Consider the following 22,986-nt stretch of genomic DNA (forward strand, 5'->3'; position numbering starts at 1 on the left):
TCGCTGGCAGGCGTCGTTGCAGCGCATTGCCACGCCGGCCACGTCCGGCCTCTCCCGGGGGATCTTATGAACTGCCGCAGTCATCGCCTTGCCTTGTCGATTTCCGTCTCCCTTGCCGTGACTGCCGCGTGCGCGCCGCCGCTCATGGCCCAGCAAACCGAACCCGATGCCACGCGCGCCACCTCCACGCTGGATGCGGTCAGCGTCACCGGCTCGCGCATCAAGCGCGCGCAGGTCGAAGGTGCGCAACCGGTGGTCACCATCAGCGCGCAGCAGATCCAGCAGGAAGGCTTCGCCACCGTCTACGACGTGCTCAACAGCATGAATCAGCAGGGCTCGGTGGAAGCCGATACGCAGTGGGGCTCGCATACGCCCAACGCCTCGCCGATCAATCTGCGCGACCTCGGGCCGGGACGGACGCTGTTGCTGGTCAACGGGCACCGCGTGGCCGATTACCCGCTGCCCTACGGCGGCGAGAGCAACTTCTCCAACTACAGCAATATTCCTTCCGCTGCGGTGGAGCGCATCGACATCCTCACCGGCGGCGCGTCGGCGATCTACGGCTCCGATGCAGTGGCCGGCGTGATCAACGTGATCCTCAAGCGCGACTATCAGGGCGACCAGGTGCGCCTGCGCGGCGGCACCGCCACCGAAGGTGGGCGCGACAGTTTCGACGTGTCCTGGGCCGGTGGGCGCACCGGCGAGAACTGGAGCCTGACCTACGCGCTGCAGGCCACCAAGCGCGACCCGTTGAGCGGGCGCGATCGCCCTGAAATGGACGATTCGGACGACATGTCCTATTCCAACTGGACCGGCCAGAACCGCCTGTACGGCTTCAATCCGTTCACAGGCTTGAGCCTGATCGACGCCAATACCAACGAGCGCCTGGCACCGCCGGCCGGCACCTGCGCGCGCTTTGGCGGTGAGTTCATCGACGGGCAGCGGCTGAGCTACAACCAGAACACAGGCGCGCTCACCAATGCCGGCGATTACTGCGGCGTCGCGCGCGATTACGGCGACTGGGGTCTGGTCACCGGCAGCGAGGATTATTCGGCATATCTCTACGGCACCTGGAAATTCGGCGAGCACACCGAGGCTTGGGCCACGCTGTCTGCCAACCGCAGCATCGGCCGCTGGACCTACGACCCGCCGTACGCGTACCTGGGCCCGTTCCAGGACGCGGCCACCGGGCGTTCGTTGAACCTGATCCGCCAGCTCACCCGGCGCGAAGCCGGCGGCTGGGACCGGCTTGCCAACTACAACAAGGAGCAGTCCTGGGATCTGAGCGCCGGCTTGCGCGGCGTCTGGGCCGACCGTTTCGATTGGGAATTGAGCGTGGGCCGCTCGCGTTACACCGTCGACGAATACATTCGCACCGTGGACACCGCGCGCGCCACCGACTACTTCCTCGGCAGCTCCCTCGGCACCGCCGCCGATGGCACGCCGATCCATGCGATCAACGAGGCGCGCCTGTACACGCCGCTGTCGTCGGACCAGTACGACGCGCTGGTCGCCAAGTCGCATAACTCGGCGTATTCGTGGGTGAATCAAGCCAGTTTCAGCGTGAGCGGCGATGTGGTGCAGGGCTGGGCCGGGCCGATCCGCTTCGCCACCGTGGCCGAAGTGGCAAAGCAAGGCTATCAACTCTCGCCCGACCCCTGCGCCAACGCGTGCTACCCGGTGGATGTGGTGGACAGCGGCGGTGGCGAACGCATGCGCAGTTCGGCCGGTCTGGAATTCCAGATTCCATTGCTCTCCACGTTGAGCGCGAATGTGGCCGGCCGTTACGACCGCTACGGCAATTACCGTTCTTCGGCCGCCATCCCCACCGATGTGGGCACGCAGAGCGACACCACCTGGAGCGCGGGCCTGGAATGGCGGCCGGTGGAAAGCCTGCTGGTGCGCAGCACCGTGGCCACCAGCTTCCGCGCACCCGACATGCATTACGTGCTTGGCGAACCCAGCTCCACCAACCAGACGGTGATCGATCAATACCGCTGCATTTCCTCGGGCGCGTATTTGACCGGCGGCTGCAACGACGAGAACAACAACATCTTCTACACGGTGGACGTCAATCGTCGCGGCACCCCGGATCTGCGCTCGGAAACCGGCCGCTCGTTCACCGGTGGCGTGGTGTGGGACATCGCCCAAGGGCTGTCGTTGAGCGTGGATTACTACCGCATCCAGCTGGAGGAAATGATCAAGGACCTGGACCGCGATGAGATCCTGTCGGCCGAAGCCGGCTGCCGTACCGGCACTACCATCAGCGGCGGCACGTGGAATAACCCCGGCGGCGCGGGCTATTGCGACACCATCACCTCGCGCGTGATGCGCAATGCCGACGGCACCATCGCTAGCATCGAGCGCGGCCCGATCAACCTGGCGCAGATGGAAACCTCCGGCATCGATGCGTCGCTGAAGTATCGCCTTGCCACCGCAGGCTGGGGCAACTTCCAGCTGTCGCTGGACTACAACAATCTGATCGCCTACCGCGAGCAGATCTACCGCACCGACAGCGACGAAAACCGCCGCGACGAACGCGTGCGCAGCCGCGTGCGTGGCAGCGTGCATTGGGACAACGGCGGCGCCTGGGACTGGACCGTGTATTTCCGCCGGATCGGCTCGATGCGCGCGGTCAACTGGGGCACCTGCGAACGCTTCGACGACGGCTATCAACCCAGCGCCTCCGATGCGTGCCTGGTGACCGACACCGCCAACGTGCATCTGGGCGAAACCAGCAAGCGTTACTTCGGCCGCGTGGGCCCGGCGATCTACTGGAACCTGAGCACCGGCTACAAGATCACCGACCACGCCAAGGTCAATTTCTACGTCAACAACGTCTTCAACGAAGTGGGCTACGACCACAAGGAACGCTTCTACGGGTACGGCTTCTACAACACCACGCTGTTCAACCCGATCGGCCGCGAAGTGGCGGCCGAATACGTGTTCACGTTCTGAGCGAGTGCGGCGGGCGTCGGGTGTCTGCACTGCTTCCGGCAGGGCCGCAGAACCTGGCGAGACGACCAGCTCGATCAGCGCGTCATCGATTGTTTGCATCGCGCCGATTGGCGGCAGCGCCATCGTCACCCGTTGGATTGGCGGCCGCCGCGGGAACCTGTGCCGACTTCACCGCTGCGGCCGCATGCATTTCAACGCGGGGGTGTGCCGGAGCCAGTGGAGGGGCGTTCGCTTCCACCTGTGCCCGGTCCGTTGCCGATGAAACAGTGGCAACGCGCAAAAGTGCGTGGTATCAATGCATCCCATGAACGCACCCCGCAGCCAGTTTTATTTTTGGTACTACGGTTTTCCGATGCCGCTGGCGGAGGAAGGATTGCGCTCACCCTGAAGGCAACTTCAGCAGCATTCCCGAAAAGCCGCCAGCGCACACCTGGCGGCTTTTTTGTTGCCGCCGCGCCTGGCTCCCCGATGCAACACCGCCCACCGAGACACTGTGATGCCGCCTGTAACCGATGACCTGCGTATCCGCAAGATCGAAGCCCTCGCACCGCCTGCGCAACTGCTGTCGCTGCTGCCCTGCGATGAGCGCGCCTCCGAAACCGTCACCAATGCGCGCGCCGCGCTGCACGACATCCTGCACGGGCGCGACGATCGCCTGGCCGTGGTGATCGGCCCCTGCTCGATCCACGACCCGGTCGCGGCGATGGAGTACGCACAGCGCCTGCGCCCGTTGCGCGACCAGTTCGGCGACGCGCTGGAGATCGTGATGCGGGTGTACTTCGAAAAGCCGCGCACCACCATCGGCTGGAAGGGCCTGATCAACGATCCAGACCTGGACGGCAGCTTCCAGATCAACAAGGGTCTGCGCGTAGCGCGTGGCCTGCTGCGCGATATCAACAATCTCGGCCTGCCGGCCGGCGTGGAATTTCTCGACATCATTTCGCCGCAATACATCGCCGACCTGGTGGCCTGGGGCGCGATCGGCGCACGCACCACCGAGAGCCAGGTGCATCGCGAAATGGCATCCGGGCTGTCATGCCCGGTGGGCTTCAAGAACGGCACCGGCGGCGACGTCAAGATTGCGGTGGACGCGGTGGGCGCGGCCTCGCATCCGCATCATTTCCTGGCCGTGACCAAGGACGGACACACCGCCGTGGCAGCGACGGCGGGCAACCCGGATTGCCATGTGATCCTGCGCGGCGGCAAGCAGCCCAACTTCGATGCGGCCCATGTGGAAGCGGCCAGCCAGGTGCTCAATGCATCCGGCCTGCCTGCGCGCCTGATGATCGATGCCAGCCACGCCAACAGCAGCAAGAATCCCGAGAACCAGCCCAAGGTCGTCGAGGACATCGCCCATCAGCTGGAAAACGGCGAAACGCGCATCGTCGGCGTGATGGTGGAAAGCCATCTGGTCGGTGGGCGTCAGGACCTGTTGCCGGGGTGCGAACTGACCTACGGCCAGAGCATTACCGACGGCTGCATCGGCTGGGACAGTTCGGTGCAGGTGCTGGAACGCCTGGCGAGCGCAGTGCGCGCACGGCGCATGCGCCGGATTGCCGAGGCTGCGTGAGTGGCGACGCAGCAGCATCGGCAGAACATGTGCTGATGCTGCGTGGAGCATCGCCAACACGGAATGATTGCCAGGCAGCGCGTTGGCTGGTCTGCGGTGAGCGTGAGGCCTCGCGCGTCCCCTCATCCGGCGCTGGGCGTCACCTTCTCCCGATGGGAAAGCGTCTTGCGGCTGGCACGTGCGTCGGTGCAGCGGGCGTCGGCAACTGCGCAGGCGATGAAGTGGATGCGCCGAACGCTCGTCACGCCTCACCGAGGAGAGAAGGCACCGCTGGCGCGCCGATCTCGTGCAGGTGCAGCGTTCAACATGACGCGCAGCGGTGCCATCGGCGACGACGCTCAGCGACGACCAATCGCTGCATCGATCGGCTTTGGCAGTGAGCGCAGGCGTCTGGCAGGCCGCTGCAGGCCAGGAACGTCGGGCCGGCGCAGGGAGCCGGCCCGACGGATTGGACACCACCCAGTGATGGCCCGTTTCGCTCAGTGACAGAAGGGGGAGAGAGCCTTCCTGGCACAGGAAGCGAGCGGGCAGGACCGTTATCCACCCGGCACGTGACCCTGCGATGTCGCTGCATGTCGTGCGCAGCAATGAAGTTCGAGAAGCGTTAAACGCCGGGATTGCGCGATTGCAGCGGTTCAGCGCATCGCCGGCGCAGCACCGGTCACCGGCCGCGCGCCAACTTCCAGGCTCGCCGCCGATTCCCGATTCCCGCAACGGCACCAGCCTTGTTCACGCGTCGCGGTCAGCGCAACCGGGATAGTGGCGGCAGACTCTTTCCTGCCTGTGCCCATGCCCTCACTTCGCGACCGCTTCCAGCGCTGGCCACGGCCGTGGCGTCGTGCAGTGGGCGTGGTGTTGGCGCTGTACGCGCTGTATCTGCTGGCCGGCAACCTGTATCTCAATACCCCGCTGTTCGACGCCAGCACCAATCGGCAACCGCACAAGTTCACCATGCAGACCGGCCCGGCAGTGACGCTGTTTCCGGGCGAGGTCATCGCCTGGAACGTGCGCATGCGTGGGCAGGCCAACCGCACCGTGTACGTCTTCCACGCCGACCGCGCACATGCGCGTATCGCCCTGCTGGCCTTGTTTCGGCGCGAAGTGCGGCTGCCCTGGCTGCATGCCACCGGCGTGAGCGCAGAAGTGGAAACCTCCGATACGCCGATTCCGCCACCGCCGCGGGGCAACCAGGGCTGGACGTTGCGCTTTGATGCAATCACCAGCAACAGCATTCGCAGTGCCCGCCTGGGCAAATTGCTGATTGCCGGACAAGGGCACGGCAAGGTCGGTTTCCTGAAGCAACTCAAGGGCGGGCCGTCGGAACTGTTTCCTTCCGAAGCGGGCTTTACCGACGCGGTGGTCAGCTACGACGGAGTGCAGGTGTTCAACGGTGCGCAGCTGGATGCGCAGTTCCAGTTTCCACGCCATTACCGCGACCAGGCGCCGGGCTTGCGCAAGCTCGGCATCACCGCCGCACGGCTACAGCTCAAAGCCAATTCCGTGGCGCTGAAGATCGACACCGGCGCGCCGCATGTGGACATCGGCAGCGGGCCATCGGCCGCGCGCGTGGAGGCCGATATCCGCCTGGCCAGCGGCGCGCTGCAGCCGGGCAGCCGTGCGGTGTGGCGGCTGCCATTGCTTGCGGGCGTTGGTGCCACCGACCGCGGCATGCTTGCGCTGCAACTGGACGTGGCGCAGGACATCCGCGTGCAGGCGCGGCTGCCGCGCGATGAGAAGACCGGCAGCGAGCTGCACGCCGATCTGCGCGTCGCCGGGCGCAGCGTTCCGTTCGAACGGCCTGCGCAGCTGTTGCCGCGCCTGTCGGGGCAGGTGCGTGGGCGCTGGAAGTTCGAATCGTTGAACTGGATCGCCGAGCTGTTCGTGCGCAAGCCGTGGTTCCAGCTGGAAGGTGGCGGTCTGGTCGAAGCGGACCTGCGCCTTGCACAGGGCCGGTTGAGTGCCGGCAGCACGCTGGATATTCCGCGCGTGGAGGCCGTGGCGCAGGTATTTGACACGCGCCTGGCCGGCGTGGCCAAGGCGCACGGGCGCATCGACGATGCCGCCACCCCGCAGGCGCATCTGGATGTCAGCATTCCCACCTTCAAGGCGGCGCCGCGCGATGCGCCCAAACAGCTCCTGCTGGACGGCCGCGATCTGCAACTGGCCATGCATGGCGATGCCGAGCTGGCCCGCCTGAGCGACACGCTCAAGGCGCAGCTGCGTTTCAGCGATGCGCGTGTGCCCGATCTCACCGCCTACAACCGCTATCTGCCGGGCAATAACGTGCGCCTGCTCGGCGGCAGCGGCAGCCTGACCGGCGATGTGGCGCTCAATGCCTCCGGCGATGTCGGTAACGGGCATGCGCATCTGCGCGGGCAGGGCGCGCACCTGGCGTTGGCTGGCGTGCAGATGCGCGGCGATGCCGAGTTGCAGGCAACGCTGCAGCGCGCCGACTTCAAGAACAAGTTCTTCGACCTCAGTGGCACACGCATACGCCTGCGCAACATGCGCGTGGGCGACGACGGCAAAGACGCCGATTGGTGGGGCGAGTTGCAAGTGGGTGCCGGCACCATCCAGGCCGAGGCACCGTTCCAGGTGGATGCCGAGGCAGCCCTTCGCATGCGCGATATCGCACCACTGCTCTCGGTGTTCGCCCAGCGCGCCGACTATCCGCGCTGGGTGCTGGGTCTGCTGGATTCGGGCGAACTGGATGCGACCGGTCGGTTGCGTTGGCGCAAGCAGCAGGTGCTGATCGACGACCTGCATGCGGAAAACGCGCGCCTGTCGCTGCGTGCGCGGCTGGCCTTGAACGATGCGCAGCGGCGCGGCGATCTTTATCTGCGCTGGGGTGTGCTGGGTGCCGGCATCGAACTCGATGGCAAGCAGCGTCAGTGGCATCTGGCCGGTGCGCGCGATTGGTATGACGCGCAGCCCGCACTGTTGCCGGCGGTCTCCAAAACCAAGTGATGCGGCCGCTGGCGTGAGCGTGCTGCGCCCTGCTCACGGCTGGCTTGGCACACTGTGCCCAGCCGCGTGCGCGGTTTCCAGGAGCCTGCCGTCATGACGATGCCTGTTCGTGCCCGCTGGCGCGCCTTGCCACGCTCACTGCGATGGCCGCTATCGGCACTGATTGCGCTGTACGCAAGCTATTTGCTGCTGGGCAACCTATTGCTCAACACGCCGCTTGGCCCGGCTGCGCTGAATCGCTCCCCCGACAAGTTCACGATGCACTGGGGCCCGGCGCTGACCTGGTGGCCGGGGCGTGTGGTGCTGTGGGATGTCGACCTGCAAGGCCATTCGGCACGCACGAACTGGAATGTCAGCGCGCAGCGGATGAGTGGGCAGATTCGGCTGCTGCCATTGCTGCACCGCCAGCTGCTGGTGCCGCAGTTGCATGTGCGCGGTGTGCGTGGCGGTATGCAGGCTGCAGCCGCAACGCCCGGGACGGGAGCGATGCAAGCCCCTGCGGCGGCGCAAGCGACGCGTGCTGCTGTTGCTGCGGCGAAGGGTGCCGCGGATACGCCGGCCGCTTTAGCAAACGAGCGGGCGCCCACAGCAACGCCCAATGTCGAACACTCGGCGACGATGCAGCCGCCCGCGCAGCATCTGCGCGTGACGACTGCAACGACCACGACGGACGCGAAGCCCGCAACGCCGACCACCAGCACACCGCAATCAGCCAGGCGCGCCGACACGCAAGCCGGTACACCCGCCCCGCCAACCGCCTGGACCCTGCAATTGAACCGCATCGTTGCCGAGCAGGTGCAGGCCGTGTCGCTGCGTCAGCTGCACATCGAAGGCCAGGGCCAACTGCAACTGGGCCTGTTCAAACAACTGCGTGGCGGGCCGATGGAAATCTTCCCCTCCCATGCAGTGTTCGAATCGGCGCGTGTGCGGTGGGGGCAGGACGAAGTGATGCGCAATGGGCAGCTGCGTATCGACGCCAGCATCGCACGGCATGCACCGGATCAGGCAAGCGGACTGGCGGTGCTGCAACTCACCGATGCGCTGATCGCCGTGCATGGCGACACCGCAGCGCTGGATGTCACCCGTCATGCGCAGGGCCGGCACACGCTGGCGACCCGTGCCGGCAAGGGGCGTGCAGATGGCGAGCTGCGCTGGATACGTGGCGCGTTGCAGCCCGGGAGCCAGCTGCAATGGCGCGCGCCGCTGCACGACAGCACGCGCGCGCCGGCCGCATTGCTGGGCGAATTGACGGCGCAGTTACAGGTCGATCAGGACATGCGGCTCAAGGTCAGCATGCCCGAGCCGGCCGATGCCGGGCTGACGCTGGACGCCGACCTGCGCGTGCAAGGCAGGCAACTGCCGGTGCAATCCATGCGCAGCCTGTTGCCGCGCACGTCCGGGCATGCGCGGCTGCATTGGCAGCTGTCTTCGTTGCGCTGGATTGCTGCGCTGTTTCCGGATGTGGATTGGCTGACCCTGGAGGGCGAGGGCCTGGTCGATGCCGATCTGCGGATCGATCGCGGCCAGCTTGCTGCCGGCAGCCGCCTGCAGGTGCCGCACGTGCGCGCGCAGGTGGGCGTGATGGGGCATGCGATCACGGGACAGGCCAGTGCAGATCTGCGCGTGGACGCCGATGCCAGTGGACAGTTGCTGCCGGCGCTTGCACTGCAGATGCAGCAGTTTTCGATCGCGCATACCGACGCACCCGCGCGCCCGTTCGTGCAAGGCCGCGATCTGCGCCTGGATCTGCGCACACGCGCCGATGCGCGCAACCTGAGCAGCCTGCGCGATGCCACGCGCGCGCATCTGGTCTTCGCCAATGCCCGCGTGCCGGATCTGCGTGCCTACAACCGCTATCTGCCGCAGCAGCAACTGCGCTTTGACGGCGGTAACGGCGTGCTCAGCGGCGATCTGCAGATCGAGCCGGGTGGGCGCATCGGCAAGGGCGGTGTGCGCATCGGGGCGCGTGCAGCGCGGCTGCAGTTCGCCGGCCTGGCGTTGCGCGGCGATGTGGATGCGGATCTGCGCCTGCAGCGCGGCGATCTACGCGCCGAACAGTTCAGTCTCGATGCCAGCAGCATCCAGCTGCGCAATATCGGATTCACCGGCCCGGATGGACAACAGCGCGATGGCTGGTGGGCGCGCATCGTGCTGGACGATGCGCGCATGCAATGGCGACAACCGGTGGGCGTGGATGGGCGTGTGCGCATCCAGGTGCGCGATCTGGCTTTTCTGGTGGCGTTGTATGCGCGCGACCGCTCGATTCCGAACTGGATGCTCCGGCTGGTGGATGCAGGCCAGGCGCAGCTGACCGCACGCGCGCACTGGCAAGGCGACACGGTCATCGTCGATCGCTTGCAGGCGCGCAACGAACGCTTTCAGGTCGATGCGCGCCTGCGCCTGCAGGGCAATCAACGTCGCGGCAGTCTGCTGGCCCGCTGGGGATTGCTGAGCGCGGCAGTGGGCTTGCGCGGCGACACGCCCGAATGGCATCTGCGAGGTGCGCCGGAGTGGTATCGCGCGCAACCTGACCTGTTGCGCTGAGGCCTGCATCGCGCGCGCAGGCGTGAAGAAAAAACACCAGTTCTGTACTGCCTGGTATTGTTTTGCAGTGCAGCGTGCAAGTCCGATTCGGGGCGCGCACTATGATCCTGCATCCCGACGTGGGGGAGGGAGCAAAGCCCGCTGGCAGTTCGCTGCAAGCGGGCTTTTTTATGCCTGCAGGTTGCCGGGTCAAGCGCCAATCCGCGCGAGATCCGCTGCAAATGAAGGCCGCACCTCATGCCGTGGCTGCCGCCTGCGCGCATCGCGGCGAGCAGGCTTGCATGGCGTGGCGCTGCGCCCAAAACCTGGCGAGCGATCATGCTGCTGGATGTGCACGGCGTGCGTGCAACCGTTCGTACGCGTGATCCCTGCCATCGCGGGCAGCGGCCGCGTCCGCCTGGCGGTTTTCGTTAACCGTTCTTATTGCTGCAACTCCAGCAGCCACAGCGTGCTGCCGCCAGTGATGAACAATCGTTTTTGCTCCAGGTCGAAGCTGCAGTTGGACGCCGTGGCCGGTGTCGGCACCAGGCCGAGGTATTGGCCATCGGTGTCGAAGACGCACACGCCCGCGCCGGAGCTGCTCCATAGCCAGCCCTGGCGGTCCACGCAAAAGCCATCCGGCAGGCCGTCCGGCACCACCGCGAAGCGGCGCCGGTTGTGCAATGCGCCATCGCGCCAGTCGAAGGCGGTGATCTCCGGCGAGGTCGGGCCACCTTCGGGCGTCTGCGAGACGTACAGCACGCGTTCGTCGGGGGAGAACGCCAGCCCGTTGGGGTGATCCAGGCCGACCATGCACTGCAGGGCACCGCCATCGGGCGGCAGCCGGTAGACGCCGTGATGGTCCAGCTCCTGTGGGCCCGGGCAGCCCTGGCTGGGCTTGAGCAGCCCGAACGGCGGGTCGGTGAACCAGATCGCGCCGTCGTGCGCCACGATCAGATCGTTCGGCGAATTGAGCCGTTTGCCCTCGAACCGCCCGACCAGCAGATGCGCCCGGCCATCGACATCGCTACGGGTGATCGCGCGGCGCCCGTGTTCGCAGTGCACCAGTCGCTGTTGCGCATCCACCGCATTGCCATTGGTGAAGGCGGTGGCATCCAGCAGCACGTCCACCGCGCCGTCCTCGCGCCAGCCAAGCACGCGGCGGCCAACCACATCGCTCCAGACCAGCGTGCGCTGCGCCTCCCACCAGGCTGGCCCCTCGCTCCAGGTCGCCTGGTCGTAGAGGGTCAGCAGGCGCGCGTTGCCCAGGCGCGCCGCCAGCCCGGCGTGGCGCGTGGCGGGGGGCGGGCACTCGGCCGGCCGGGCGGCGCCGGGCGCGCGGACGCGGCAGTGGCGGTCCATCAGCGCGGCGCCGGATGGCCGAACGGATGCGCGGTGGCCGCGCCCGGCGATTGCGCAAACTGCACCATCATCTGCAGGCAAGGTTCATCGCCCAACTGGCCGGAGCGATGGCCGCGCTGATCGGTGGTGCCCTGGTCCTGGCCGAAATGGATGTCGCCAGGACCCATTTCCACGCGTGTGCCGTCGCCGGTTTCGATGAACCAGCGGCCACGCAACGGAATCACCCATTGCGGGTGCGGGCTCTCATGCCAGTCGCCGACCCAGCCTACCGGCAGCACCGCGAACTGGATGCCGAGCACCTCGCCGGGAAACGGTCGCAACCACTGCGGTGCGGCACCGCCACCCACGCTCTTGCGACCGAAGCCGGGCAGCTGCGAGGCGTTGAGGCAGCTGTTGCCATCCGGCCCGGTCCATAGATGCAGAAAGGGCAGGCTGGGCGGCAGCGCAGGATCGTTGCCATCGGTCTGGAGCGGAATCTGCGAGGGCAGCAAGTGAGCAGGCAAGGTGGTGGGCGACATGGCGGGACCTCGTGCGAAAGCCGCAGTGCAGCATGGCTGTCGTCAGGGCTGCGTAAGCGAGATGTTCAAGGCGGCGAAATGCTGCACGCCCTGTTGCAGTCGCCCTGCGGGATGTCGCGCATGCGTGTACTCCCCGCGTGGCGGGGATGCCAAAATCCGGTCATGCCGATGCCGACCGTTTCCATGTCTCCTGCGCTCACCGCCCTGATCGAGCGGGCCGTGGCGCGTGTCCGTCAATCATTGCCTGCCGAGCAGGCGTGGCCGGGCGGCGGGTTCGATCGGCAGCTTGCGCAGGTCGCACTGGCCAGCGAGTTCGCGCTCGATACCTTGGCGCGGCAACCGGCGTTGCTGCAGCACCTGGCCCAACCCGATCCGCCGCCACTGCCACTGCCGCAGCTGGATCCGGCCCAGCCACCGCTGTGGCCTGCGCAATTGCGACGCTATCGCAGCGCCGAGTCCATGCGCCTGGTCTGGCGCGATGTGCTCGGTCTGGACAGCGTCGAAGCCACCCTGGCCGGCTCCACCCGGCTGGCCGAGCACTGCCTGCAATGCGGCCTGCAAGCGCTGGAGCAGCAGTTCCACACCCGCCACGGCAAGGTCGTTGCTGCAGACGGCAGCGTGCAGCGCCTGGTGGTGTTCGGGCTGGGCAAGCTGGGCGGTGGCGAGCTGAATTTTTCCTCGGACGTGGATCTGGTGTACGCCTATCCGCAGGGCGGCCAATCCGATGGCGCGCGTCCATTGGCAGCAGAAGAGTATTTCGCGCGATTGGGCCAGCAGCTGGCCAGGTTGCTGGACGAAACCACCGCCGACGGCTTCAGCCATCGCGTGGATCTGCGCCTGCGTCCATTCGGCACCGCCGGCCGCGTGGCGTTGTCGTTCGCCGGCATGGACCAGTATTTCCAGCGCGAAGGTCGCGATTGGGAGCGCTATGCCTGGCTCAAGGCGCGCGCGGTGGCTGGCGATATCGACGCCGGCGAAGCCTGGCTGGAAACGCTGCGCCCCTTCGTCTACCGGCGGTATCTGGACTTCACCGCACTGGATGGCTTGCGCGAAATGAAGGCCGCCATCACCGCCGAAGTGGCGCGGCACGATCGTCTGGACGACATCAAACGCGGGCCCGGCGGGATTCGCGAAATCGAGTTCCTGGCCCAATCGCTGCAGCTGATTCGTGGTGGACGCGAACCGAGTCTGCGCGAACGCCGGCTGCTGCCCGCGCTTCAGGCGCTGGTGGCCGCAGGCCAGATCGACCAGGAGAACGGCCAGGCGCTGTCGACGGCGTATCGTTTTCTACGCCGGCTGGAAAATCGCCTGCAGATGTTGCGCGATGCGCAGACCCACGCATTGCCGCAGGCGCCGCTGGATCGCGAGCGCATTGCGTTGGGCCTTGGGTATGCGGATTGGTCGGCATTGCTGGACGCGCTGGCACCGCAGCGCACACGCGTGGCCGCGGAATTCGCCGAACTGCTGGCCCCGCGCGTGCGCGCCACCGCACCGGACGCGCTTGCCGATTACTGGCGCGCGCTGCCGGAAGGCGATGCTGCGCCGTTGGCGGGGATTGGCTTGCACGATCCCGATGGCGCGCATCAGGCGCTGGCCGATTTCGCGCAGTCTTCCGGCGTGCGCGCGCTGTCCGATAGCGCGCGTGCGCGGCTGGATCGGGTGATGCCGGCACTGCTGCACGCGGCCACCCGCGCCAGCCAGCCCGACGCGGCAGTGCGTCGCATGCTCGGCCTGCTGCAGGCCACCTTGCGCCGCACCAGCTATCTGGCGTTGCTCGACGAGCAACCCAGCGCGCTTGCCCGCCTGGTCGATGTGCTCTCGCGCAGCGCGCTGCTGGCCGAGCGGCTGGCGGCGTATCCGTTGCTGCTGGACGAATTGCTCGACACCCGCATCAGCGGCCCGCTACCGGATCGCGCAGCGTTGCACGCGGCCTGCGCCGAGACCTTGCAGATCGACGACACCGAAGCGGCGCTGCGTGAACTCAACGAGCGCCGGCTTGCACTGAGCTTCCGTATTGCGCTGGCCACGCTGGATGGCCGCCAGCAGGCGGTGGAGAGCACCCGCCAACTGGCCTGGCTTGCCGAAGCGGTCGTGCAGACCGTGCTGCACCTGGCGCGCAGCGACATGCTGGCCGCGCACGGACACGTGCCTGGCGGCAGCTTCGCCATTGTCGGCTACGGCAGTCTGGGCGGGCTGGAGCTGGGGTTCGGATCGGATCTGGATCTGGTGTTCCTGTACGATCATCCGCCCGAGGTGGACGCCTCCGACGGCAAGCGCCCGCTGGAAGCCGGGCGCTGGTTTGCGCGGCTTGCGCAGAAAGTGATGGCATTGCTGGCTGCCGAGACCGGCGCCGGCCGGCTGTACGACATCGATGTGCGACTGCGCCCGGATGGCGGCAAGGGCGCACTGGTGTCCTCGCTGGCCAGTTACCGCGACTACCAGCGCGATCGCGCCTGGACCTGGGAGCATCAGGCCCTGGTGCGTGCACGCGCGGTGGCCGGCGACGCGGCGCTTTGCGACGCGTTTGCCCACGTGCGTCGCGACACGCTGATGCGGGTGCGCGACACCGCGCAGTTGCACGAAGACGTGCGCAAGATGCGGGCGCGCATGCGCGCCGAACTGGATCGCAGCGATGCCGGCCGGCTGGATCTCAAGCAGGGCGCTGGCGGCCTGGTGGATCTGGAATTCGTGCTGCAGGCCGGCGTGCTCGGGCTGGCAGCGCAGCAGCCGCAGCTGCTGGACCCCTGCGACACGCCAGCGTTGATCGACGCACTGGCGCGCACGCACTGGCTCCCGGACGAGAGCGGCGCACCACTGCATCAGGCGCACGCAACGCTGGTCGATGCCGGCCTGAGCTGCACGCTGGACCGCCGCCCACGCCTGCTCGCACCGACGCCGGCCATCCAGCAAGCGCGCGGCATCATCTTCAACGCAGCACGTGGGCAGGGCCTGACGTTTCCGCTGGGCAAGGATGAAACAGCGCTGTAACGGCCCCGGTGAGTGCGCCGCTTTCGATGCAGCTGCGGCAAACGGCGGCAACGGTGCCTGGCTGCCCTGGCGGGAAGCCACGCATCCATGCGCGTCATGCGTTCTACCGACGCGGCGCACTCCGCCACAGCAGGGCGCGAAACGGGCCGAGCAGGAACACGCCCATGCCCAGTTTTACCGCCAGATCGCCTGCGGCCCAGCTGACCCACGGCAGGCTCGCGCCGGCAAACGCAATGCTCCAGAAGATGGTGGTATCCAGGGTGGCGCTGCAGGTGGTGGCCACGATCGGCGCGCGCCACCAGCTGCCATCGCGCAGGCGGTCGAACACGCTGATGTCCAGCAATTGCGCGGCGATGAAAGCGCTGCACGAGGCCACCGCGATGCGGGGCGTCGCCAGCCAGATCGACAGCAGCACCGCCAGCGCGAACCCGCACCAGGCAACGTGGCGCGCAGCGCGTGGACCGAAGCGGCGGTTGATCAGGTTGCTGACCAGAAACGCCAGCGGGTAGGAGAACGCACCCCAGGTCAGCCAGTCGTTGATCGGGTATTGCACCAGGATGTTGGACAGCAGGACCACCGCGCCCATTGCCAACACCGCCCGGATCAATGCACGGGAGGTGAGCGGGGCAAAGGCAGGTGGCGAGGCAGGACGCATGGCGACACGGTTGATTGGGCGCGCAATTATCGCTTCGACGGCAGGGCTGGACCAGCGCAGCGATGCGCGCCCCGACCACGGCGCCGCTGCGCGAAGACCCCTTCCCGTATCGCGCAGGCGCCTGGCGCCGGACCGTGCCTGTATCATCGGCGGCGACGACCGAGCGCGTGCGCACATCGCGGCCGCAATACAAAAGCGCGTGCGTTCGTGGCGGCGGCGGCGCTCGGCAGCATCGTCGGCATGCGATGTGCAGAGCGGGGCAAGCCTGCGCCACGACATCGGGTCGTCATCGGTGACGCGTGCACATGACGCCTGACCGGCGGCATCGGCAGCACGCGGTGATCGCAAAGCAGGCGGCAGCCTCGACGCAGGAACTGCGGTGATGAGCGGGCGCAGGTGCGCGCAATGGGCGCTTGCAGGTACTCGCGGCAACGGCGCGCACCTTGAGGCAGCCACGCGCGGCGAGCTGGCACGCAGCGGCACCTGCTGCCGCAGGCGCGCGCACCTCGCTGATGGCGACACAACCTCGCCCGCTGGCATTTCAGCGGTAGACATCGCACGTATCGTCCCGGCTCCCGACCCGCCGTCTGAGTGATGGCAACCCTTGCAAGCCGCGCGACCTGCCGATGCCGATGGAGATAGCCGCCGAATGTGCAGTGTCGCGATGGTGCACCGGCAGCGCTCGGCCTTGCCGTGGTCTGTGTCAGCGGCCAGCCGCGTGGATCGCGGCCCGCGCGGCCATCGATCGCAGCCGGCATCTGTGTCCTGTTTCCGTGTCGACATGATCGCGCCGGTGGTCGCGAGCGGTCGTGCACGTCCCTGCGATGCCATTCGGCCTCGCTCACTGCTGTGCCCCCTGGAGAGATCCATGCTTACTCGCATCCGCTGTCGGCCGCTGCTGGCTGCCGTGCTGTCCGCTTCGCTGTTGGCCTTCGGTAGCGCCAACGCTGCCACCACCGTCCCCGATGCCCGGATTGACGCGATCACGGCCAGCTTGCGCACAGCGCCCGTGTCCTTCGACGTGCATCTGCCACCACGCGACCAAGTGGCCCTGAACGCCCTGCTGGCCGACATCCAGGACCCGCTGTCGCCGCAGTACCACAAGTGGCTGTCGGCGGCCGAATTCCAGCGGCGTTTTGGTCCGGCGCCTGCGCAGCTCGCGCAGGTACGCGCCGCCCTGCAGGCCGCACACATGACCGTGGTGCAGCAAGGGCCAACCCTGCATGTCAGCGCGAATGCCGACAGCGTGGAGCGGTTGTTTGCCGCGCCGCTGGTGGCTGATCTGAACGCCGGCCAGCAGGTACGCCTGGCGGCTGCCGCTCCGCTGCAGCTGCCGGCCGCGCTGCGTGCCAACGGTGTCACCGTCACCGGCCTGAGCCGCGGGCTGCCGGCGGCGCGCATGGACTCGCGCATGCTGGCCGGCACGCCCGGCAACCGCACCGGTGATGGCACCACCAGCTATTGGTACAACGATCTCAAGCAGGCCTACGGCTATCCTTCCTACCAGACGATGATCGGTGCGCCAGGCAAGCAACAGCGGCTCGACGGTAGCGGCAGCACGATCGCCGTCCTGATCGGCAGCGACGTGCTGGATACGGACATTGCCGCGATGTTCGACCACGAGCGCTTCAGCCGCTATGCCGGCAACCATGCCAACCCGACACTGTATGCACGCCGCTATGTGGCCGGGGCCAAGCCCGGGGTGCAGGACGGCAATCGCGCTGCGGTGCGCGAGGCCACGCTCGATGTGGACATGGCACTCGGCGGCGCACCGGGCGCGCACGTGCTGCTGTACGTGATCCCCGATCTGTCCATCGATTCCATCCTGGCCGGCTACCGGCAGATCGTGCAGGACAATGAGGCGGACGTGGTCAGCTCCTCGTTCGGGTTCTGCGAACAGATCTTCACCGCGGCCTATAACGGCAAGGACGCCACTTCCATCCTTGGCCTGTTCGATTCGGTCTTCAAGCAAGGCAACGCGCAGGGCATCAGCTTCGTCGCCTCCAGCGGCGACAATGCCGGCCTGGATTGCCCGGACACGCAATACCTGGTGGAAGGCAAGAACGGCCGATACGTCCCCAGCGTGCATTGGCCCGCCGCCGATGCGCATGTCACCGCGGTCGGTGGCGGCAACCTGCTCACTGCCTACAAGAAGGGCAGCCTGGATTCGAGCTACCTCAGCGAAAGCGCGTTTGCCGACCCGTTGCAGGCCGAGGACCCGTATGGCGTCGGCGCGCTGCTCAGCGGCGGCTACTGGGGTGCCGGTGGCGGCGTCAGCACGCTGTTCCAGCGTCCGGCATATCAGCTGCGCGCGCTGGGCGGCACGCGCACCTCGATGCGCGCATTGCCCGATGTCGGCATGTTGGTCGGCGGCTGCCCGGGAATCGCCGTGCATCCCTGTCAGCAGGGCACAAGCTCGGTGTCCATCTACGTGGCCGGTGCCATCACCAAGGTGATCGGCACCAGCGTGGCGGCGCCGGAGTTCGCCAGCGTGGCCGCGTTGCTGGTGCAGAAGCAGGGCCGGCAGGGCAATCTCAACGATTACCTGTATCGCCTGGCCGCCAACGGCCCGCAGGCCTATCACCGCGGCATTCCCGGCAACAACGGGGTCGTCGGCAACGACGTGCCGATCGCCGGCAAGTACAACTACACCACCGGCTTGGGAACCCCGGTCGTGCGGCTGATGATCGGCGCGCTGGATGCGGCGCCTGCCGGCATTCCGCGTTCTCCCAGCAATCCGTAAACGCAGCGCGGTTGGAGGCATCGGCGTCGTGGCAACGCCGCCGATGCAACGACGATCGCGCTGCGGTCGATCAGAGGTGGCCCCGGCCTGCGGCGCAGGGCGTGCACGTCACCAGGTCTGGCTGCTGCCGTATGCGGCGGCCGCTTCTGTCGGTACGAACGCCAACGCCTGGCCTTGTTCCGCATGCACGGTCCAGCCGCTGCCTGCGGGGCTAGGTTGGAACGTCACCATTTCGCCGACGTGGAAGCCTGCGGCGGGGTCGTCCTGGCGTGCCTGCCATTGCACCACTGCGGTGTTCTCGGCATGTTGCGGGTCCTGCAGGCGCACTTGGCGTGCACCCGCAGGCAGGGTGTCGACGGCTTGCACGCGCATTGGCGGCAGCTTGCCCGCGCGTGCCTCGCGACGTGATTCGGCCACTGCATTAGATACAGCAACGGGTGCGGAAAACACAGAGCCCGCCGCACCGGACGCGATCAGCACTGGCATGGCGAGCGACAGCGCCGAATAGAACTCGGATTTTTCGCCGGGTGTGGTCGCTTCACCGGCGTGTGCGCAGGGCAATGTCAAGGCGGCGAACAGGCATGCGCTGGCAGCGAGAAAGGAACGGGCGTGCATCATGGTGTTGCTCCAGGAGTAGGGGCGGCGCGTGCAATCGACAGTTCCTTGTCCACCGCGTCGCGCTGATGCAGGAAGTCGAATACCGATTCGACCGTGACCACCGAATAGTTACCGGACACACGTTCGCTCACAGGATGATCGGTGACCGCCGCATTGGCGGCGACAAAGCGCGCGCCGATGCGCTGGCTCAGGTCCAGATGCAGGGCGCTTGGGTGATAGCGCGCGGTGCGCAGCCATGCCTGTGCATCACCGCTGTTGGCAATCGCGACCGCCGGTTGCGCGTCGGCCGCCAGCGCGACGGCCAGCACTTCCAGCACCCATTGGTTGGAGTTTTGATAGTCGGTGGAAAACGGATACGCCACGATGCTGTAGCGCGTTTCATGCAGGCGGTGCGCAAGATCGCCACTGCCAGTCAATCGCGCGTACAGACGTTGCTGCAGTGCCTGGGTGGGAATGCCCACGCGCAGATCGCTGCTCAACGCGCTTTCGCCGATGAAGTTGCTCAGGCCTTCCTGGTAAAGCTGTGACGCATCGCTCTTGCAGCGATTGAGCAGGTGGCGCACCCGCCAGCCGCCATCATCGTCGCGCACGGCAAATGCCAGGTGGCTATGTTTCAGGCCGTAGCGGCTTAGATCCTGGCCGCCGCGCGCCAGCAGCACCACCTTGGCATCGGGCAACGCATCCAGCGCCTGCGCGGTGGAGGTGGCCATGTCGAACATCGCGGCAGCGGCGTGCGGCGTGGGATAACGCGGCACGCAACGCGGTGTTGTTGCGTTGGACGCCAGCGGTAATGCGGCCAGTACCAGCAGCGCAATTGCCTTGCGCCGGGTTTGCCGCATCCATCGCGCGTGGATCGTCCCTGTCATGCACATCGTCCTTGTCTCGCTGGCCCGCTGGCGGGCGTTGGGTTATGGCAGCAGGCGCGCGCGTACCTGCATGGCGATGCGCTCGGTTTCGCGCACAGGAACGATATCGACAGCGCTGGCGAGAACTTCATCGACTAAGTGCAAGCGCTGGCGTTGCCGCAACGCTTGCAAATAGGTGTCAACGCGCCCACGTGCCTGCTCGCCGAACGCGGCAGCGACCGGTACGCGGGTGGCACAGGCTTCGGAGAGCAGATTGACCGAATCGGCGCTGGCCACGATGGCATCGGCCCAGCCGAGCAGTCCAGCGTAGGGGTTCGGCCCATCGCGCTCATCGCACCACAGCAGATGCGGCAGGCCGGCGCAGGCCGCGCGCAGCGTTGCGAGTGCATCGCCCGGTGTGCGGCGCGAGGTGGTCACCAGCAGGCTGCCGCCCAGCGCGCGCAGTTGGGCGCTCACGCGCGTGCACAGCGCCGCCAGCGCCTGTGGCGTCCACGGCACCTGGGCGGTGGGGCCACCGACCAGCAGCGCCAGCCGCGGGCCCGGGAAGCCGCCCAAGGCGGGGAAGGCGGCCCGCCCGGCCGCCAGCCACGCATCGTCCACCGGGTGCAGGCTGCCGAGCAGGGTGAGCACGTTGCTGCCGCGCAGTGCATCGTGCTCGGGCACCACCAGCAGGTCCCAGTGCCGCGGGTCCAGCCGCGGATCCAGGATCTGCACGCTGCGGCTGCCGTGGGCACGCAGCAACCGGGTGGCCAGCGCCGCCTGCCTGCCGCAGCCGATGGCCAGCGCCGGGGGCTGCTGCAGTTGCCGGGCAAATGCCGCGCCAAACGCCTGCCGTGCGCCGGGGAGCCGCCGCGGCGCCGCCCAACGCCACGGCGCGTTGGTCTGCAGGTGCAGTGGCTGGTAGGCAGCGGGCTGCAATGCACGCGCCAGCGCCTCGGCCTGGCGCGCATTGCCGGCACGGCCGTCGCTCAGTGCCCAGGTCAGCCCCATCGTTTCAGATCCGACATAGATTTGTTTCAGATTGAACGCGTGTGGCGGCAATCGCGCCACTCTACACTGCGGGTCTTCACACTGGCGCCGACGCCGCAGCCTACCGTCGCACCACCCCTTCCTCTGGAGTGCTCATGTCCGACTCGCTCAATGCCGCCGCACTGGATCAGCTGTTCCGCACCGCCCGCACGCAAAATGCGTTTGCCGACACGCCGGTCAGCCACGAGGTGCTGCGTGAGCTGTATGAGCTGGTGAAGTGGGGGCCCACCGCGGCTAATAGCTGCCCGGCGCGCTTTGTGTTCGTGACCAGCGCCGAAGGCAAGGCCAAGCTCAAGCCGGCGCTGTCGGAGGGCAATGCCGCCAAGACCCTGGCCGCGCCGGTGACGGTGATCGTGGCGCACGACGAAGACTTCCACGAGAAGCTGCCGTACCTGTTCCCGCATGCCGACGCCAAGAGCTGGTTCGACGGCCCGCGCGAGGGCCGCACCGAATCGGCGTTCCGCAATGGCTCGCTGCAGGGCGCCTACCTGATCCTGGCCGCGCGTGCGCTGGGACTGGACGCCGGCCCGATGTCCGGCTTCGACAACGCCAAGGTGGATGCGGCGTTCTTTGCCGGCACGCCGATCAAGTCCAACTTCCTGGTCAATCTTGGCTATGGCGACCCGGCCGGGCTGTTCCCGCGTTCGCCACGCCTGAGCTTCGACGAAGCGGCGCGCTTCGAGTAAGGCGATGCATGCGTGCCGGCTGCCGCGCAGCGCCGTGGACGGCGTGCGTCGGCCCGGCACACCGCGTGTGCCTGCCGCGTCAAGCGACGCAGTTGGCCGTTCGCCTGACGATCGCTTGATCTGGCTCGCCGTGTCGACGTACATGGTGTCTTGCGTTTCCTGCAGTCCTCGTCCGTCTGCATCTGTCCCACCCGCGTTGATCCGACGCGTCTCTCATCCCATGGAGTTCCAATGAAGACCACCCACAAGCTGTTGCTGCCGCTCGCCCTGACCCTGGCCATTGCCGCCTGCTCCAAGCCGGCCGAGAACACTGCCGCTCCGGCCGCCGAAACCCCGGCGGCGGCCACCGCACCGGCCGACGCCGCTGCTGCGCCGGCACCTGCACCGGCGGCTGCCGCCTCGACCGCCCCGGCCGTGGAAGTGGCGTCGGGCACCTACACCCTGGACCCGTCGCACACCGACGTGCTGGCGCAGTGGAGCCATTTCGGTTTCTCCAACCCGAGCGCGCACTTCGGCAATGTCGACGGCACCCTGGTGTACGACGCGGCCGACGTGACCAAGTCCACCGTGCAGGTCACCCTGCCGCTGTCCGGCTTGAACAGCTTCACCGCCAAGTTCGACGAACACCTCAAGAGCGGTGATTTCTTCGACGCGGCCAAGTTCCCGACCGCCACCTTCAAGAGCACCAAGGTGGAAGCGGCCGGCACCAACAAGCTGACCGTCACCGGCGACCTGACCATCAAGGGTCAGACCAAGCCGGTCGTGCTGGACGTCACCCTCAACGGTGCCGGCGAGCACCCGATGAAGAAGGTGCCGGCCGCCGGTTTCGACGCCACCACCACCATCAAGCGCAGCGATTTCGGCCTGGGCCAGTACGCCCCGAACGTCAGCGACGAAGTGAAGATCCGCATCACCACCGAAGCCCTGCAGGCCAAGGCGGGCGATGCTGCGGCGAAGGATGCCGCTGCCAAGTAAGCGGTCTGGCTGCTGTCCAGGCAAAGGCCCGCTTCGGCGGGCCTTTGTCGTTGAGGGTAACGGCCAAGTGAGATGCCGTCGGGCGTGGTCACGTCATGTTGGGGCGGCCTGCGTGCCGGGGCGAATCCTGGGAAACACCGCCGCTCACGGCATCGCCGGCAGCGTGGACTGCGTGACCGTGGCATCGGCAAACAGGTGGCCGTCGCGACGTTTGGCAAACCTGGCGCCGCTGCACTGTCTCGATAGATCGCGCCATCGCCATCGCCGCGAATCAACGGCCGGGCGCAACGCGCGGCAACGGAGTTGCGGCTGTCATCCACGCGTCATCCGGTCCACGCAGGCTGGGCGCATTTTTCTGGAGCGGTGATGTCTGTCGTGCGCTTGGGTAGATTGTTGCCGCTGTTCCGGCAAGGGCAGCCATTGCGCCACCGCGATGTCCGGCCTCGCGGCACGCGCACCGTTGGCGCGCGTTCCACCCATGCACCGCGGTATGCCGGTCAGCCTGGACGCGGGAGAGTGCTCGCGTTG

The 22,986-nt window shown here is 67.2% G+C and carries 14 protein-coding genes and 1 pseudogene; 9 read left to right on the forward strand and 6 right to left on the reverse strand.

Going from position 1 to position 22,986, the window contains the following annotated elements:
- Positions 1-144: 144 nt before the first annotated feature.
- The 4 genes from ACDH77_RS02640 to ACDH77_RS02655 all read left to right on the forward strand — a co-directional run bounded on the left by ACDH77_RS02640 (position 145) and on the right by ACDH77_RS02655 (position 10,039).
- Positions 145-2,958 (forward strand): TonB-dependent siderophore receptor, encoded by a 2,814-nt coding sequence (locus ACDH77_RS02640; RefSeq protein ID WP_031420868.1) that lies wholly within the window; start codon positions 145-147, stop codon positions 2,956-2,958.
- A 496-nt stretch (positions 2,959-3,454) separates the two neighbouring features.
- Positions 3,455-4,528: a 3-deoxy-7-phosphoheptulonate synthase gene (locus tag ACDH77_RS02645; RefSeq protein ID WP_008572849.1), complete on the forward strand. Its 1,074-nt coding sequence runs from the start codon at positions 3,455-3,457 to the stop codon at positions 4,526-4,528.
- Positions 4,529-5,317: 789 nt separating this feature from the next.
- Entirely contained in the window at positions 5,318-7,495 is a 2,178-nt protein-coding gene (locus ACDH77_RS02650) for a hypothetical protein (RefSeq protein ID WP_372353711.1), read from the forward strand.
- A gap of 93 nt (positions 7,496-7,588) precedes the next feature.
- Positions 7,589-10,039: a hypothetical protein gene (locus tag ACDH77_RS02655; protein ID WP_372353712.1), complete on the forward strand. Its 2,451-nt coding sequence runs from the start codon at positions 7,589-7,591 to the stop codon at positions 10,037-10,039.
- Positions 10,040-10,459: 420 nt separating this feature from the next.
- On the opposite strand, the gene ACDH77_RS02660 is transcribed toward ACDH77_RS02655, so the two are convergent.
- Both ACDH77_RS02660 and ACDH77_RS02665 read right to left on the reverse strand, forming a co-directional pair.
- Positions 10,460-11,380, reverse strand: a complete 921-nt coding sequence (locus tag ACDH77_RS02660) for an SMP-30/gluconolactonase/LRE family protein (protein WP_104613817.1) — start codon at positions 11,378-11,380, stop codon at positions 10,460-10,462.
- Positions 11,380-11,898 (reverse strand): hypothetical protein, encoded by a 519-nt coding sequence (locus ACDH77_RS02665; protein WP_008577083.1) that lies wholly within the window; start codon positions 11,896-11,898, stop codon positions 11,380-11,382. Before ACDH77_RS02665 ends, ACDH77_RS02660 begins: the two co-directional genes overlap by 1 nt.
- A 162-nt stretch (positions 11,899-12,060) precedes the next feature.
- On the opposite strand from ACDH77_RS02665, the gene glnE reads away from it, so the two are divergent.
- Positions 12,061-14,886 (forward strand): bifunctional [glutamate--ammonia ligase]-adenylyl-L-tyrosine phosphorylase/[glutamate--ammonia-ligase] adenylyltransferase, encoded by a 2,826-nt coding sequence (gene glnE, locus ACDH77_RS02670; protein ID WP_372353713.1) that lies wholly within the window; start codon positions 12,061-12,063, stop codon positions 14,884-14,886.
- Positions 14,887-14,989: 103 nt separating this feature from the next.
- Here the strand turns inward: glnE and ACDH77_RS02675 are convergent, their stop codons facing one another.
- Complete coding sequence (locus tag ACDH77_RS02675; RefSeq protein ID WP_029818530.1) at positions 14,990-15,541, reverse strand: VUT family protein; 552 nt, start codon at positions 15,539-15,541, stop codon at positions 14,990-14,992.
- A gap of 781 nt (positions 15,542-16,322) precedes the next feature.
- Here ACDH77_RS02675 and ACDH77_RS02680 point away from each other — a divergent pair.
- Positions 16,323-18,284: a protease pro-enzyme activation domain-containing protein gene (locus ACDH77_RS02680; RefSeq protein ID WP_031420874.1), complete on the forward strand. Its 1,962-nt coding sequence runs from the start codon at positions 16,323-16,325 to the stop codon at positions 18,282-18,284.
- A gap of 108 nt (positions 18,285-18,392) precedes the next feature.
- Here the strand turns inward: ACDH77_RS02680 and ACDH77_RS02685 are convergent, their stop codons facing one another.
- The 3 genes from ACDH77_RS02685 to ACDH77_RS02695 are packed head-to-tail and all read right to left on the reverse strand — an operon-like array spanning position 18,393 to position 20,758.
- Positions 18,393-18,902, reverse strand: a complete 510-nt coding sequence (locus ACDH77_RS02685; RefSeq protein ID WP_031420875.1) for a hypothetical protein — start codon at positions 18,900-18,902, stop codon at positions 18,393-18,395.
- Complete coding sequence (locus ACDH77_RS02690; protein ID WP_031420876.1) at positions 18,899-19,768, reverse strand: DUF2145 domain-containing protein; 870 nt, start codon at positions 19,766-19,768, stop codon at positions 18,899-18,901. The genes ACDH77_RS02685 and ACDH77_RS02690 overlap by 4 nt, the downstream gene beginning before the upstream one ends.
- Positions 19,769-19,810: 42 nt before the next feature.
- Positions 19,811-20,758: a mitochondrial fission ELM1 family protein gene (locus tag ACDH77_RS02695; protein WP_031420877.1), complete on the reverse strand. Its 948-nt coding sequence runs from the start codon at positions 20,756-20,758 to the stop codon at positions 19,811-19,813.
- Between the two features lie 134 nt (positions 20,759-20,892).
- Here ACDH77_RS02695 and ACDH77_RS02700 point away from each other — a divergent pair, with 134 nt between their 5' ends.
- The 3 genes and pseudogenes from ACDH77_RS02700 (at position 20,893) to ACDH77_RS02710 (ending at position 22,825) form a co-directional block, all read left to right on the forward strand.
- The gene (locus tag ACDH77_RS02700; RefSeq protein WP_003483243.1) at positions 20,893-21,483 is read left to right on the forward strand and encodes a malonic semialdehyde reductase; all 591 of its coding nucleotides are present in this window, start codon (positions 20,893-20,895) and stop codon (positions 21,481-21,483) included.
- A 231-nt stretch (positions 21,484-21,714) separates the two neighbouring features.
- Positions 21,715-22,458, forward strand: coding sequence for a YceI family protein (locus ACDH77_RS02705; RefSeq protein ID WP_005920166.1), 744 nt, complete (start codon positions 21,715-21,717; stop codon positions 22,456-22,458).
- A 127-nt stretch (positions 22,459-22,585) separates the two neighbouring features.
- Positions 22,586-22,825 (forward strand): annotated as a pseudogene (locus ACDH77_RS02710) (hypothetical protein).
- The last annotated feature ends 161 nt before the right edge of the window (positions 22,826-22,986 follow it).

Source organism: Xanthomonas axonopodis pv. maculifoliigardeniae (assembly GCF_041519315.1).
Taxonomy (GTDB): domain Bacteria; phylum Pseudomonadota; class Gammaproteobacteria; order Xanthomonadales; family Xanthomonadaceae; genus Xanthomonas; species Xanthomonas euvesicatoria.

Bases quoted from the DNA above. Each gene is read 5' to 3' on its own strand.
- ACDH77_RS02650 (WP_372353711.1), top strand. From the start codon at position 5,318: ATGCCCTCACTTCGCGACCGCTTCCAGCGCTGGCCACGGCCGTGGCGT.
- ACDH77_RS02645 (WP_008572849.1), top strand. From the start codon at position 3,455: ATGCCGCCTGTAACCGATGACCTGCGTATCCGCAAGATCGAAGCCCTC.
- ACDH77_RS02690 (WP_031420876.1), bottom strand. From the start codon at position 19,768: ATGACAGGGACGATCCACGCGCGATGGATGCGGCAAACCCGGCGCAAG.
- ACDH77_RS02640 (WP_031420868.1), top strand. From the start codon at position 145: ATGGCCCAGCAAACCGAACCCGATGCCACGCGCGCCACCTCCACGCTG.
- ACDH77_RS02660 (WP_104613817.1), bottom strand. From the start codon at position 11,380: ATGGACCGCCACTGCCGCGTCCGCGCGCCCGGCGCCGCCCGGCCGGCC.
- glnE (WP_372353713.1), top strand. From the start codon at position 12,061: ATGCCGATGCCGACCGTTTCCATGTCTCCTGCGCTCACCGCCCTGATC.
- ACDH77_RS02675 (WP_029818530.1), bottom strand. From the start codon at position 15,541: ATGCGTCCTGCCTCGCCACCTGCCTTTGCCCCGCTCACCTCCCGTGCA.
- ACDH77_RS02665 (WP_008577083.1), bottom strand. From the start codon at position 11,898: ATGTCGCCCACCACCTTGCCTGCTCACTTGCTGCCCTCGCAGATTCCG.
- ACDH77_RS02655 (WP_372353712.1), top strand. From the start codon at position 7,589: ATGACGATGCCTGTTCGTGCCCGCTGGCGCGCCTTGCCACGCTCACTG.
- ACDH77_RS02680 (WP_031420874.1), top strand. From the start codon at position 16,323: ATGATCGCGCCGGTGGTCGCGAGCGGTCGTGCACGTCCCTGCGATGCC.
- ACDH77_RS02705 (WP_005920166.1), top strand. From the start codon at position 21,715: ATGAAGACCACCCACAAGCTGTTGCTGCCGCTCGCCCTGACCCTGGCC.
- ACDH77_RS02695 (WP_031420877.1), bottom strand. From the start codon at position 20,758: ATGGGGCTGACCTGGGCACTGAGCGACGGCCGTGCCGGCAATGCGCGC.
- ACDH77_RS02685 (WP_031420875.1), bottom strand. From the start codon at position 18,902: ATGATGCACGCCCGTTCCTTTCTCGCTGCCAGCGCATGCCTGTTCGCC.
- ACDH77_RS02700 (WP_003483243.1), top strand. From the start codon at position 20,893: ATGTCCGACTCGCTCAATGCCGCCGCACTGGATCAGCTGTTCCGCACC.